Annotated in this window: 12 protein-coding genes and 1 riboswitch; of the genes, 6 read left to right on the forward strand and 6 right to left on the reverse strand. The window is 54.4% G+C overall.

Features of this window, described 5'->3' with window-relative positions:
- Nucleotides 1–86 precede the first annotated feature (86 nt).
- Both hutC and BKD14_RS13405 read right to left on the reverse strand, forming a co-directional pair.
- Nucleotides 87–827 (reverse strand): histidine utilization repressor, encoded by a 741-nt coding sequence (gene hutC / locus BKD14_RS13400; protein ID WP_075656940.1) that lies wholly within the window; start codon nt 825–827, stop codon nt 87–89.
- A gap of 37 nt (nt 828–864) precedes the next feature.
- Nucleotides 865–2,226, reverse strand: coding sequence for a formimidoylglutamate deiminase (locus tag BKD14_RS13405; RefSeq protein ID WP_245293645.1), 1,362 nt, complete (start codon nt 2,224–2,226; stop codon nt 865–867).
- Nucleotides 2,227–2,323: 97 nt separating this feature from the next.
- Between BKD14_RS13405 and hutI the strand changes: the two genes are divergently transcribed.
- The 6 genes from hutI (at nt 2,324) to BKD14_RS13435 (ending at nt 9,767) form a co-directional block, all read left to right on the forward strand.
- Nucleotides 2,324–3,550, forward strand: a complete 1,227-nt coding sequence (gene hutI / locus BKD14_RS13410) for an imidazolonepropionase (protein ID WP_075656769.1) — start codon at nt 2,324–2,326, stop codon at nt 3,548–3,550.
- Between the two features lie 53 nt (nt 3,551–3,603).
- Nucleotides 3,604–5,142: a histidine ammonia-lyase gene (gene hutH, locus BKD14_RS13415; protein WP_075656771.1), complete on the forward strand. Its 1,539-nt coding sequence runs from the start codon at nt 3,604–3,606 to the stop codon at nt 5,140–5,142.
- 98 nt (nt 5,143–5,240) lie between these two features.
- Entirely contained in the window at nt 5,241–6,044 is an 804-nt protein-coding gene (hutG, locus tag BKD14_RS13420; protein ID WP_075656773.1) for an N-formylglutamate deformylase, read from the forward strand.
- An 11-nt stretch (nt 6,045–6,055) separates the two neighbouring features.
- Complete coding sequence (gene hutU, locus BKD14_RS13425) at nt 6,056–7,729, forward strand: urocanate hydratase (protein ID WP_075656775.1); 1,674 nt, start codon at nt 6,056–6,058, stop codon at nt 7,727–7,729.
- Between the two features lie 145 nt (nt 7,730–7,874).
- The gene (locus BKD14_RS13430) at nt 7,875–9,203 is read left to right on the forward strand and encodes a YjiH family protein (RefSeq protein WP_075656777.1); all 1,329 of its coding nucleotides are present in this window, start codon (nt 7,875–7,877) and stop codon (nt 9,201–9,203) included.
- Nucleotides 9,204–9,767, forward strand: coding sequence for a HutD family protein (locus BKD14_RS13435; protein ID WP_075656779.1), 564 nt, complete (start codon nt 9,204–9,206; stop codon nt 9,765–9,767).
- On the opposite strand, the gene BKD14_RS13440 is transcribed toward BKD14_RS13435, so the two are convergent.
- From BKD14_RS13440 to BKD14_RS13455, 4 genes are all read right to left on the reverse strand, one after another.
- The gene (locus BKD14_RS13440) at nt 9,716–10,270 is read right to left on the reverse strand and encodes a gluconokinase (RefSeq protein WP_075656781.1); all 555 of its coding nucleotides are present in this window, start codon (nt 10,268–10,270) and stop codon (nt 9,716–9,718) included. The two genes, BKD14_RS13435 and BKD14_RS13440, sit on opposite strands and share 52 nt — an antisense overlap.
- A 15-nt stretch (nt 10,271–10,285) precedes the next feature.
- Complete coding sequence (locus BKD14_RS13445) at nt 10,286–11,302, reverse strand: ABC transporter substrate-binding protein (RefSeq protein ID WP_075656783.1); 1,017 nt, start codon at nt 11,300–11,302, stop codon at nt 10,286–10,288.
- A gap of 97 nt (nt 11,303–11,399) precedes the next feature.
- On the reverse strand, nt 11,400–12,164 hold the full coding sequence (locus BKD14_RS13450) for an ABC transporter ATP-binding protein (RefSeq protein WP_075656785.1): 765 nt from the start codon (nt 12,162–12,164) through the stop codon (nt 11,400–11,402).
- Complete coding sequence (locus BKD14_RS13455; RefSeq protein WP_075656787.1) at nt 12,161–12,982, reverse strand: ABC transporter permease; 822 nt, start codon at nt 12,980–12,982, stop codon at nt 12,161–12,163. Before BKD14_RS13455 ends, BKD14_RS13450 begins: the two co-directional genes overlap by 4 nt.
- Before the next feature lie 111 nt (nt 12,983–13,093).
- Nucleotides 13,094–13,206: riboswitch (TPP riboswitch) on the reverse strand.
- Between the last annotated feature and the right edge of the window lie 83 nt (nt 13,207–13,289).

The raw sequence follows: 13,289 nt of genomic DNA on the forward strand, positions 1-13,289 counted from the left end.
AGGACTGCGTTATTACAATGACACTCTGACTTCCAGTCATTTCAAGGCAGACGGCGGGCGAAAGCCCGCCGTTTTATTGTGACAGTTTAGCCCTGTGATGGTGCAAAACGGGCAACCAGTGCATGGCTGTCACCGCTATAGGTCAGGCGTACATAGGTCACCGGCAGTCCGGCATTCCAGGTCTGGCGCTCAATTACCAGACAAGCCGCGCCTGCCGGAATACCAAGAATAGCGGCTACATTCTCATCCGCTGCTACCGCACGGATAGCATGTTGCGCATTGCTCCACGGCACATAGGCAACCAGCCACGGACTGGGCGATTGTTTGGAGAAATCCGTCTGCGCAGCATCAGGAACCGCACGCAGATTGATGATACGCTCTTCCAGCGCGAAAACCCGTTTTCCGGCATAATGACGGCAGGTCAGCTCTATCAGCGGCGTATTGCGCTCGATCTCGAGCTTCTTTCCGTCTGCTGCTGTGCTTTTCCGATTAATCGATTTTTGCAACTCATAGCGATAAGGCAGACCTAACTGCTCCACCTCATCGCGTATATCGTGAATTTCCAATATTGCCGCCTGTGATTGCGGCTTGGAAACAAAACTGCCGGAGCGGCGTTTCCGCTCAATCATTCCGGCCTTGGCCAGTTGCGTCAGCGCCTTATTCACAGTCATGCGGGAGCAGGAATATTGCTCGGTCAGCTCATGTTCAAAAGGAATACGATAGCCGGGCTGCCATTCACCGGAGAGAATGCGGCTCTCAATATCATCCAGAATCCGCTGATGCAGGGATGAAGCCTGTTCACTGTCTCCGGAAGAAATATCCTGCATACTCAGTTTTACCCGCTTTTCGTCAATATTGACTGGCTCAGCTTTCCAGAAGTTCATGTAAAACTTTACGGAAACCGGTCTCTGCCTGTTCATGCAGGTGATGACGGCCGTTTTCAACCTGTTTTACACCGCGCACCCAGACATGCGCCGGTTTGGCGCGGTTGGCAAAGATCATGCCGTCCAGCACCATATCGCCTTTCGCATGGGGGATACGGCTGACATCCAGTGCCACGAAATCTGCCGATGCGCCGATTTTAAGCCCCTGCCCGCGCACACCCATAGCGATATTGCCACCTTCAAGCGCACCATCAAACAGCGCACGACCGGTTGAACCCTCCGCAACCGCCATCACATTACGGGCGCGATGTTGCAAACGCTGCGAATATTCGAGCTGGCGCAATTCATCACCCAAACCGATCAGCACATTGGAGTCCGAGCCGACACCAAACTTGCCGCCTGCCTGTGTGAAAATACCGGCATTGAACGTACCATCGCCGAGATTGGCCTCAGTCACCGGACAAAGACCGGCGATCGCACCGGCTTTTGCCATGCCTGTTGTCTCGTCATCCGTCATATGGGTGGCGTGGATCAAGCACCAACGATCACTCAACGCTGCATTATCCAGCAGCCATTCAACCGGACGCTTACCGGACCATGTAATGCAGTCTTCTACTTCCTTGACCTGCTCGGCCACATGAATATGTACCGGTGTCTCCGGCAGCATTTGTGTAACAATTTTCAGCTCATCCGGCGTCACAGCCCGCAGACTATGCGGGGCAACACCCAGCACCGCGCCGTCCATATTTTTCAGTGCAGTGCCGCAGCCGTCCAGCAAGCGCTGATATTGGTCTATACTATTGATAAAGCGGCGCTGGCCTTCATTTGGAACTGCACCGCCAAAAGTCGAATGAGCATAGAAGACCGGCAACAGTGTGAGGCCGATGCCGCTTTTATTGGCCGCTGATGCAATACGTTTGCCCATCTCGGCCACATCCGCATAAGGCGCACCGTCACGGTCATGATGCAAATAATGGAACTCACCTACGCGGGTGAAGCCATTTTCCAGCATATCCACATAGAGCCGCAGAGCTACGGCTTCCGCCTGCTCCGGCGACATGGTCAGGGCAAAACGATACATCACATCGCGCCAGCTCCAGAAACTATCGGCCGAAGGTCCGCGCTTTTCTGCCAGACCCGCCATGCCATATTGGAACGCATGGCTGTGCAGATTGGGCATCCCCGCAATGATAACCTCATAGCGCTCATCGCCGGATTGTGCGTCTGCACCGCTTTCAATCGCCGTGATTGTTCCCGCTTCAACCGTCAGGCGGACATTCTCAGCCCAGCCGCTTTCCAATAAAGCCTGTTGCGCATGGATGACATGTTTTTGCTGAAGCACGGTTCTCTCCTCCTGAAATATCCGGCTAAAAATTTCCTTTGCCATTTTTTAATATGTATATACATTATAGCCGGAGAGGGGAAGCGGGAAAACATTCATGACAAAAGATACGCTGAACGACAAAGGCTATATTTTCACCCATGCGCGTGTTGCGACGCTGATTGAAAATGCAGATGGTCTCGGCTTGATTGAAGATGCGGCAATCGTGGTTGAACAGGGCAGAATCGCCTATGTCGGCCCGCAGGCTGAAATGCCTGCGCTCTATGCAGATTATCCCGCAACCAATTGTGAAAACCGGCTGATTACCCCCGGTCTGATCGACTGCCACACACATCTGATTCACGCGGGCAATCGCGCCCATGAATTTGAACTGCGCCTCGAAGGCGCTTCCTATGAGGAAGTGGCCAAGGCTGGCGGCGGCATTGTGTCTTCCGTCAAAGCCCTGCGTGCAGCCAGTGAAAATGATCTGATACGCGAAAGCCTGCCACGTCTCGATGCCCTGATTGCTGAGGGCGTAACAACCATTGAAGTCAAATCCGGTTACGGTCTCGATACGGAAAATGAAATCAAATCGCTGAAAGCAGCCAAACGTCTGACGCAAGAGCGCGATATCGCAATCCGCACCACTTTCCTCGGTGCCCATGCACTGCCGCCGGAAATGAACGGCGACAAGTCAGCCTATATTGATGTGATTATCAATGAGATGCTGCCTGCCATTGCGGCAGATGGCCTTGCCGATGCGGTTGATGGTTTCTGTGAAGGGATCGCCTTCCTGCCTGATGAAATTGCCCGTGTTTTTGATGCTGCAAAGGCGCATGACCTGCCGGTCAAACTCCATGCAGATCAGCTGTCCAACCTGCATGGTGCCAAATTAGCCGCCTCCTATAATGCGCTGTCCGCCGACCATGTGGAATATACCGACAGTGAAGGCGCACAGGCCATGGCCAAGGCCGGTACTGTCGCTGTGCTGCTGCCCGGTGCCTATTATTTCATCCGCGAAACACAAAAACCGCCGGTTGAAGCCTTCCGTCAGGCAGGCACAAAAATGGCGCTGGCGACCGATAATAATCCGGGTACATCCCCGCTGACCTCCCTGCTTTTGACCATGAATATGGGTGCAACCCTGTTCCGTCTCACCGTCGATGAATGCATTGCCGGTGTGACCCGCGAGGCCGCCCGTGCGCTCGGCATTCTGGCTGAAACCGGCACAATCGAGACCGGCAAATATGCCGATCTGGCAATCTGGGATGTGCAGCGCCCTGCAGAGCTTGTCTATCGCATCGGCTTTAACCCGCTCTGGAAGCGGGTTTTCCGCGGCAACTAAAAGATCCGAATATCTGCGCATGTGATGAATGCGCTTTGAAGAAAGTACCCGCCATGAGCATTATTCTGAAACCAGGTTCTGTATCACTCGCAACGCTTGAAGATATTTATCGCAACGGCACAGTTGCCCGTCTCGATCCGTCATTCCATGCGGGCATTGCCAAATCCGCCGCCCGCATTGCGGAAATCGCCGCAGGCGATGCGCCGGTCTACGGCATCAATACCGGTTTCGGCAAACTGGCTTCCATCCGCATTGCACCGGAAGATGTGGCAACACTCCAGCGCAATCTGATCCTGTCCCATTGCTGCGGTGTAGGCGCGCCTCTGGCTGAAAATATTGTGCGTCTCATCATGTCACTCAAGCTGATTTCGCTTGGTCGTGGTGCATCCGGCGTACGTCCTGAGATCATCGCGCTCATCGAAGCCATGCTTGAAAAAAGTGTCATTCCGGTTATTCCGGAAAAAGGTTCCGTCGGTGCGTCCGGCGATCTGGCACCGCTGGCACATATGGCTGCGGCCATGATCGGCGAAGGTGAGGTTTTCTATCAGGGTGCACGGATTTCCGCCGCTGCCGCCCTGAGTAAAGCTGGCCTGACACCGGTTGTTCTGGCCGCCAAAGAAGGTCTCGCCCTGATCAACGGCACGCAGACCTCTACCGCTCTGGCACTGGCCGGTCTGTTCCGCGCTCATCGCGCGTTGCAGGCAGCTCTGATTACCGGCGCTCTGTCGACCGATGCTGCCATGGGCTCCACCGCACCGTTCCACTCAGACATCCACACGCTGCGCGGCCATAAAGGCCAGATCGATACCGGCGCAGCCCTGCGCAAATTGCTCGAAGGCTCTGTGATCCGCGACAGCCATCTGGAAGGCGATCAGCGCGTGCAGGATCCGTATTGCATCCGCTGCCAACCACAGGTCGATGGAGCCTGTCTTGATCTGCTGCGTCAGGTTGCGGTTACGCTTGAAATTGAAGCCAATGCGGTCACCGATAATCCACTGGTGCTTTCCGATGATACAGTGGTCTCCGGCGGTAACTTCCATGCCGAACCGGTGGCTTTTGCCGCCGACCAGATTGCGCTGGCAATTTGTGAAATCGGTGCCATTGCCCAGCGTCGTATTGCACTGCTGGTTGACCCTGCCCTCTCCTTCGGTCTGCCTGCGTTTTTGGCGAAAAAGCCGGGTCTCAATTCCGGCCTGATGATTGCCGAAGTCACTTCCGCCGCGCTGATGTCGGAAAACAAACAAATGTCCCATCCGGCCTCAGTCGATTCAACCCCGACTTCCGCTAATCAGGAAGATCATGTGTCGATGGCCTGCCACGGCGCCCGCCGTCTGTTGCAGATGACCGACAATCTCAATGCTATTATCGGCATTGAAGCCCTGACCGGTGCCCTCGGCGTGGAACTGCGCGGCCCGCTGGAAACCAGCCCTGAGCTGAAAGCGGCAATCGCCGTGCTGCGCACCAAAGTGTCGACGCTCGAAGTTGACCGCTATATGGCTGATGATCTGGCTGCCGCTGCGGAAATCGTGGCTGACGGCTCGCTGAATGCAGCGATCACGAGTGGTATCCTCCCTGAAGTATTCCCGTCATGATGACTAGTTTTAGAAATACTTCAGTTTTTTTAGCCGCATTGTCCTTACGCAAAACCGGTTCCCACTTTTGCGGGAAATGCTCGAGTCTGGAGGCCTAAATGAGCGCATTTGAAGTTCATCAGGGAACCTCGCCGGTCATTCTCGGCCTGCCCCATACCGGCACAGATGTGCCGGAGGATATCTGGGCGCGCCTCAATGAGAATGGCCGCATTCTTGCCGATACGGACTGGCATATCCACAAGCTCTATGACGGGCTGCTGGATAATGTAACGACAGTGCGCGCCACTTTCCACCGCTATTGCATCGATGCCAATCGTGATCCGGCGGGTGTGAGCCTCTATCCGGGGCAGCACACAACAACGCTGATACCGGAAACAGATTTTGATGGTCTGGCAATCTGGAAGGACGGTGAGCAACCGGCTGAGGCTGATATTGCAGATCGCATCAGCCGTTTTCACAAGCCTTATCATGAAGCGCTGGCGGCTGAAATCGAGCGTGTGAAGGCCATTCACGGCATTGCCATTCTCTATGACTGCCACTCGATCCGCTCCCATATTCCGTTTCTGTTTGAAGGCACTCTGCCGGAGTTCAACATCGGAACGGATAATGGCAAGACCTGCGCGCCGGTCATAGAAGCAGCAGTCTTCGGTGTAGCGAAACAGGCTGAAGGTTACACGTCCATCCTCAACGGCCGTTTCAAAGGCGGCTGGACAACGCGCCATTACGGCCAGCCGGAAACGGGTGTGCACGCCATTCAGATGGAACTCGCGCAATCGACACATCTGGCAACTGAAGCCGTGCCATTTGCCTATGACGAGGCTAAGGCAGCTAAATTGCGCAGCCATCTCAAAAACATTTTGCAGCAGCTTGAAGCCGCCGCTGCCAATCTCAAATCTAAATAAGGGAACATTCGATGAATAATCCGCGTCACAATGAACGTGAAATCCGTCCTGCAACCGGCACGGAAATCACCGCCAAAAGCTGGCTCACCGAAGCGCCGATGCGCATGCTGATGAATAATCTGCATCCCGATGTTGCCGAGCGTCCGCATGAACTGGTGGTCTATGGCGGTATCGGCCGTGCTGCCCGTACATGGGCAGATTTTGACAAGATTGTTGCCAGCCTGAAAGATCTGGAAGGCAATGAAACATTGCTGGTACAGTCCGGCAAGCCGGTCGGTATTTTCCGCACCCATAAAGATGCGCCGCGCGTTCTGATCGCCAATTCCAATCTGGTGCCGCATTGGGCAAACTGGGATCATTTCAACGAACTGGATAAAAAGGGACTGGCTATGTATGGCCAGATGACCGCCGGTTCGTGGATTTATATCGGTGCACAGGGCATCGTGCAGGGCACCTATGAAACCTTTGTCGAAGCCGGCCGACAGCATTTCGGCGGCAATCTCAAAGGCAAATGGATTCTCACCGGGGGCTTAGGCGGTATGGGCGGCGCACAGCCGCTGGCTGCAGTGATGGCCGGTGCCTGCTGCCTTGCAGTTGAATGCGATGAAACCCGCGCGGATTTCCGCCTGCGTACCCGCTATGTCGATAAAAAAACCCACAGTCTTGATGAAGCGTTGGCACGTATTGATGCATGGACAAAAGCCGGTGAAGCCAAGTCGATTGCGCTGATCGGCAATGCGGCAGACATTTTCCCTGAACTGGTGAAGCGCGGCGTCAAGCCGGATATCGTCACCGACCAGACTTCTGCGCATGATCCGGTACACGGCTATCTGCCGATCGGCTGGAGCGTTGCCGAATGGCGTGCAAAACAGGAAAGCGACCCGAAAGGCGTTGCAAAGGCAGCGCGCGCCTCAATGAAAGTTCAGGTCGCCGCGATGGTTGATTTCTGGAATATGGGCATTCCGACCCTCGATTACGGCAATAATATCCGCCAGATGGCGCTGGAAGAAGGTCTGGAAGACGCATTTGCCTTTCCAGGCTTTGTGCCTGCCTATATCCGTCCGCTGTTCTGCCGTGGTATCGGCCCGTTCCGCTGGGCAGCACTCTCCGGTGATCCTGAAGATATTTACAAGACTGATGCCAAGGTCAAGGAACTGCTGCCGGATAATAAGCACCTGCATAACTGGCTGGATATGGCGCGTGAGCGCATTGAGTTTCAGGGTCTGCCGGCCCGTATTTGCTGGGTTGGTCTGGGTGACCGCCATCGTCTCGGTCTTGCCTTCAACGAAATGGTCAAGAACGGCGAGCTGAAAGCACCGGTTGTGATCGGCCGTGACCATCTGGATTCCGGCTCGGTGGCTTCGCCAAACCGCGAAACCGAAGCGATGAAAGATGGCTCTGATGCCGTGTCCGACTGGCCGCTGCTCAATGCCCTGCTCAACACCGCATCCGGTGCCACATGGGTATCGCTGCATCACGGTGGCGGCGTTGGCATGGGCTTCAGCCAGCATGCGGGCATGGTGATCTGCGCTGACGGTACTGAAGATGCCGCCCGCCGCCTTGAGCGCGTGCTGTGGAATGACCCTGCCACTGGCGTGATGCGTCATGCCGATGCCGGTTATGACATTGCAGTCGACTGCGCCAAAGAACAGGGCCTGCGCCTGCCGGGTATTCTCGGCAACTAAACACTGAATGAAAGGCAGCCTTTGAGGGGGCTGCCTTTCAAATTTCTAGTTCCGGCTTTGGGAGAGGCCGTATCACACAAGGACAAAAAAGCATTTAGGATCACGGAATCTCCTTCTGCATGAATAACAATAATCAGGGGTAATCATGACAGATACAACAATCGGCAGCAGCGGCGGCTCACGCGGCGGGGCTGCTCTCAAACTCATCTTCTTCAGTTTTATCGGCATCTTCTTTTTCTTTGTACCGGTGACGATCGGCGGCAAGTCCACCATTCTGCTCGACCATGCAGCGACCGCTATCGCCACACAATTACGACCTGCAGCGCTGACTTTTGTCTGCCTGCTGATTGCCTATGGCGCGCTCAGTCCGTTTGTCCGCGGGACATGGAACAAAAACCTGACCGAGACGATCTTCTCCGTTTTGCGTGTGCTGGGTCTGGTGCTCACAATCATGTATCTCGCCGGTGTCGGACCGGCATTGCTGTTCACGCCGGATATGCTGCCGTTTCTTTTTGACAAGCTTGTCCTCTCCGTCGGCCTGATTGTGCCGATTGGTGCCTTGGCACTGGCATTTCTGATCGGCTACGGATTGCTGGAATTTACCGGCGTGATTGTGCAGCCGGTAATGCGCCCGATCTGGCGCACACCAGGCTGGTCAGCGATTGATGCGGTGGCCTCTTTTGTCGGCAGTTATTCGCTGGCTTTGCTGATTACCGACCGCGTTTACCGCGAGGGCAAATATACCGCGCGTGAAGCTGCAATTGTTGCCACCGGCTTCTCGACTGTTTCAGCAACTTTCATGATTATTGTCGCCAAGACACTTAATCTGATGGATGTATGGAACCTGTATTTCTGGACAACTTTCTTCGTGACTTTCATCGTTTCGGCGATTGTCGCGCGCCTGTGGCCGCTGGCCAAAATGGATCATCCGGCCACCCGCGACACACCGCTGCCGGAAGGTAAATCCCGCATCGCAACCGCGATTGATGCCGGTCTGGAACAGGCAGAGAAAGCGCCTCACATTCTGCCGATGCTGCGTGCGACTTTCCTTGACGGCTTGCGTATGGCCTCGATGATCCTGCCAAGCATTATGGCTGTTGGCCTGCTCGGCCTGCTGGCCTCCAAATATACACCGGTCTTTGATGTGCTGGGTCTCGCGCTCTACCCGTTTACATGGATTGCCCAATTGTCAGAACCAATGCTGGCGGCAAAATCCATGGCTTCAGGTCTGGCTGAAATGTTCCTGCCTGCCATCCTGCTGAAAGATGCCGATGTGACGCTGAAATTCGTAGCTGCAGTGGTTTCCGTATCGCAGGTATTGTTTCTCTCGGCCTCCATCCCTTGCGTTCTTGCAACTTCAATCCCGCTCAAATTCCGTGATCTGATTGTGATCTGGTATATCCGCACGGCACTCAGCATTCTGCTGACAGCGCCGGTGGCGCTCTGGGCAGTTTCAAACGGCTGGTTACAGTAAATGCAACTACTCAAAAATCATCAGCACCGCCGGATGCCGTGGAAAAACGGCGGCGGTGTAACCGTTGAAATCGCGGTTTTCCCTGCCGATGCGTCAGTCGATAATTTCGACTGGCGTATCAGCACCGCAACTGTGGCCAGTGACGGGCCGTTTTCGGTTTTTACCGGCATCGACCGCACTCTGTCCGTACTGGAAGGCGACGGGATTATCCTGTCTGTTGAAGGGCTGGACGATCAGGAGCTGAAGGGCGAAACGCCGCCGTTTTCCTTCCCTGCCGACAGCCCGACCAGTGCGAAATTGCTCGGCTCTGCCATCACTGATCTGAATGTGATGACACGGCGCGGACGCTTTACGCATCAGGTCAGCCGTCATCAGATTTCAGCAGAGACAGCAGTGTCCCTTTCCGGCGCAACCGTTCTGGTCTTTTGCAGCAGCGGTACAGTGCAGGCCGGTGAGATACAGCTTGAAGTCAATGATTGTCTGCGGTGTGAGCAATGCAGCAATGCAGAGCTTCAGCTTTCCGGCAGCGGCACAGTCTTTGTGATTGCGCTTAATCCGGTCTGATCAGCCAGCCATGTTTTGCAGGTCGCAATCATGGTACTCACAGGCTGGTCGCAGGACAGCATCAGCGTTGCCGGTTCGCCTTGCGGGCTTTCAAAACTTGCCAGTTGCGAGGCGAGCAAAGATGCGGGCATGAAATGCCCGTGTCTCGCCTGCATTCTCGCAGCAATAATGTCAGGGTCGCAGGTAAGGCAAATGAAATATAAAGGCTCGCCGATCTGTTCACGCAGCAAATCCCGATAGGATTTTTTAAGCGCTGAGCAACTCGCCACCGCACCTTCAGGTAGTGTTAAAATCTGTTCAGAAATTGCCTGAAGCCAAGGCAGGCGATCAGCATCATCCAACGGCTCACCCGCCTGCATTTTCGCTATATTTTCAGTCGGGTGCAGATCATCGCCTTCAATAAAAACCAGTGCCAATGTCTGCGCCAGAGCACCGGCCAGAGTAGATTTGCCGGAACCGGAAACGCCCATCACAATAATACGCACCGGTTCCTGCTTGCTCATTCACTGTTCCGTTATTTACGGCAGGAAATCATTGGTAAAATACGCGGAGAAATCCGGTTTTTCCTGCACAACAGCCCCTTCTTTATCATAGAGAATCTGCGCTTTAAATAAAAACTCACCCATAGCATTCATTGTTTCAGGGCGCATTTTGCCGATTGTACCATCACTGTCACGCAGGAAATGCCCGTCATTGAGAGCCTTCAGCGAGGCGCGGATCAGCTTGTCATCGGTCAGCACATCCTGATTACCGCGAATGAGAATATCCGCCGCTTCATCCGGATGATCGGCAGCGAAAGCATAGCCCCGTTGCGTCGCACTCAGGAAGGCTTTTGCCGCATCAGAATTTTCACTGAGATATTTGCCCGATGAGACCAGCAATGTCGTATGCTGATCCGGCACACCATAATCGGAGTAGCGGAATGCCCGCTGTTTCACGCCTTCAAGTTCGTTTTTCACACCTTCCCATGTCACGATTTCCAGTGTGAAATCCACAGCGCCATTAGCCAATGCCTCATAGGCAGAGGTGCCGAGTGTCACAATTTCAAACTCACCTTTACCACCGTCAGCGCGGATCATACTGGCAATCATCCTGCGCTCCCAGTTGGAACCAAAACCGGCATAGGTTTTGCCGTCGAGGTCTTTCGGAGACTGAATGTCCTGCCGGTCATCCATAAAGACCAGACGACCGGTTTCATGCTGCACCACGGCATAGGTGCCGACAAGGTCAGCACCCGCAGTGCGCTGTGCAAACAGGCCGGTAGAACCGACAATGCCGAAATCCGCCGCGCCACTGGCGACCAGCACACCCGCCGATGTATCGGAATAAGGCAGGATCGTTACATCCAACCCCGCTTCTTTATAAAAACCCTGATCGCGGGCAATGAACATGCCGATATGATTGGTGTTCACTGTCCAGTCGAGGGCGACAGTCACTTTCGCCGGTTCTTTGGCGAAAGATGTGACCGGCAGCAGGCTCATTGCACCGGACAGAGCCAGTGCGGATAACAGGCGGCGGCGATTGAGAATTGCCATGATTATTTCCTTATAAATACAGCATTTCCAGCAAAAATGGAAACCGGTTTTGCGCAGGATAATGCGTAAAAACAAATAGTTAGAGCGGCTCCAACATTTAAGTCATAGCTGGAACCGCTCTTAGCAGGAGATCTAGAATTTCGGCTTCCAGCGCAGCAGCTTTTTCCAATGCGGTTTTGTGCATAGAGTCCCGTCTCGGGCGTGGAAGATCGACAGTCACCTCATGCACAACCCTGCTCGGGCGTGCCGACAACACATAAATCCGGTCTGAGAGATAAACGGCTTCACGCACATCATGGGTAATCAGCAGTGCCGTCCAGCGATGGCTCTGCCACATGCTCTCCAGCCAGTGCTGCATCGAAGCGCGGGTCAGAGCATCCAGCGCACCGAAAGGCTCGTCCAGCAGCAGCATTTTGCGTTGCTGGACGACTGTGCGCAGCAAAGCCGCACGCTGGCGCATGCCGCCAGATAATTCCGCCGGATAGGCCTGCTCAAAACCGGCAAGACCGAATTCCCCAAACAGCGGCTCAGCTAATTGGCGGGCATCCTTGCGGCTCATGCCCTGCACTTCAAGCCCCAGCGTGGCATTATCTATCATCCGCCGCCACGGCATCAGCGCATCGCGCTGCGGCATGAAAGCGAAAGCATCGCGTGCCTGCGCCAATGGTGCGCCGTCAAACATGATGCGCCCTTGCGAGAGCTGTTCCGCACCGGTCAGCAAATTGAAAATCGTCGATTTTCCGGCACCGGACGGCCCTAAAACCGAGACAAACTCACCTTCTGCCACATGAAGGGAAATATTGCGCAGAACTTCCAATGCGCCAAAGGACTTGGCGACAGATTGCAGTTGCAGACGTGTCATTGCCCCGCCCCCCGCTCTGTTTTCAGCCACGGGGCGACCCATTTCTGCACCAGCAATGTCAGACCAAACAGGCTCAAAGTCAGCGTAGCACTGATAAACACCGCAGCCAGCACCAGATCAGGCCGGAAGTTGTTTTTGGCATTGAGAATATAGATGCCCAGCCCTTTCAAAGCACCGGCATATTCAGCAAATATCGCACCGACAACTGCATAGGTAATCGAAATACGTAAGCCGGCGAAGAAGTAAGGCAAAGCCGAAGGAATGCGCGCTAAGCGGAAAATCGTCCATCTGCCTGCACCCATTGAGGCCAGCAAATGCTCAATTTCTTTATCTGTCGCAGCATAGCCCTGCACCAGTGCCACAAGCATCGGGAAAAATGTGACCAGAGAGACCAGCAGAATTTTCGGCAGTAAACCAAAGCCGAACCACAGCACAATCAAAGGTGCAATGGCTATCAGCGGCAGGGTCTGACTGATAATGAAAACCGGAAACAGCGCCCGCCGCAACAGAATATACCGGTCAATCAGCACGGAGAGCAGACAGGCAGTGATGACCGAGCAGCTGAAGCCGATCAGCGTTGCGCGGATTGTCGGCAGCGTATTGTCCCACAAAGCCTGACGATGCAGAAACATCTGCTGAAGAATCCGGCTTGGTGCAGGCAAGACGGAAGATGCGATGCCTGACAGCGCGACATAGCTCTCCCAAAACAGAAAAACCGCACTGACCGACAAGATGGCGGGCAGAAATGTAGCGATATAATCAGACGATTTGCGTGCAGATTGCGGGCAATCTGCAGCGGCAGCTCGATAAACAGACATGATAAAATTCCGGTGACAAGAATACGGGTAAAACTTGCAGCGAAATTCTTCAGATCAGCCGGAAATAGCCCGCCGGAATTACCGTGACAGTATTAAGGGAAATTTGTGCGCCAGAAAACATGGTCCGCCTCGCTCCGCTAGTATTACCCAGATCAGCTTTAGAGTCCGCCAGTTTGACACTAGCATCTCAGCCCCGGCACTACGGAGCCCCCCTGTGGATGCGCGAGATTAAGCACATATTGCAGTCGTTTGAAAGGGTATAAATAAAAACGGCGCATATGATTGCTCACATGCGCCGTTTCATTCC

This window comes from Pseudochrobactrum sp. B5, from assembly GCF_001939785.1.
GTDB lineage: Bacteria > Pseudomonadota > Alphaproteobacteria > Rhizobiales > Rhizobiaceae > Pseudochrobactrum > Pseudochrobactrum saccharolyticum.

Bases quoted from the DNA above. Each gene is read 5' to 3' on its own strand.
- hutG (WP_075656773.1), top strand. From the start codon at position 5,241: ATGAGCGCATTTGAAGTTCATCAGGGAACCTCGCCGGTCATTCTCGGC.
- hutH (WP_075656771.1), top strand. From the start codon at position 3,604: ATGAGCATTATTCTGAAACCAGGTTCTGTATCACTCGCAACGCTTGAA.
- BKD14_RS13450 (WP_075656785.1), bottom strand. From the start codon at position 12,164: ATGACACGTCTGCAACTGCAATCTGTCGCCAAGTCCTTTGGCGCATTG.
- BKD14_RS13455 (WP_075656787.1), bottom strand. From the start codon at position 12,982: ATGTCTGTTTATCGAGCTGCCGCTGCAGATTGCCCGCAATCTGCACGC.
- BKD14_RS13430 (WP_075656777.1), top strand. From the start codon at position 7,875: ATGACAGATACAACAATCGGCAGCAGCGGCGGCTCACGCGGCGGGGCT.
- hutC (WP_075656940.1), bottom strand. From the start codon at position 827: ATGCAGGATATTTCTTCCGGAGACAGTGAACAGGCTTCATCCCTGCAT.
- BKD14_RS13435 (WP_075656779.1), top strand. From the start codon at position 9,204: ATGCAACTACTCAAAAATCATCAGCACCGCCGGATGCCGTGGAAAAAC.
- hutI (WP_075656769.1), top strand. From the start codon at position 2,324: ATGACAAAAGATACGCTGAACGACAAAGGCTATATTTTCACCCATGCG.
- BKD14_RS13440 (WP_075656781.1), bottom strand. From the start codon at position 10,270: ATGAGCAAGCAGGAACCGGTGCGTATTATTGTGATGGGCGTTTCCGGT.
- hutU (WP_075656775.1), top strand. From the start codon at position 6,056: ATGAATAATCCGCGTCACAATGAACGTGAAATCCGTCCTGCAACCGGC.
- BKD14_RS13445 (WP_075656783.1), bottom strand. From the start codon at position 11,302: ATGGCAATTCTCAATCGCCGCCGCCTGTTATCCGCACTGGCTCTGTCC.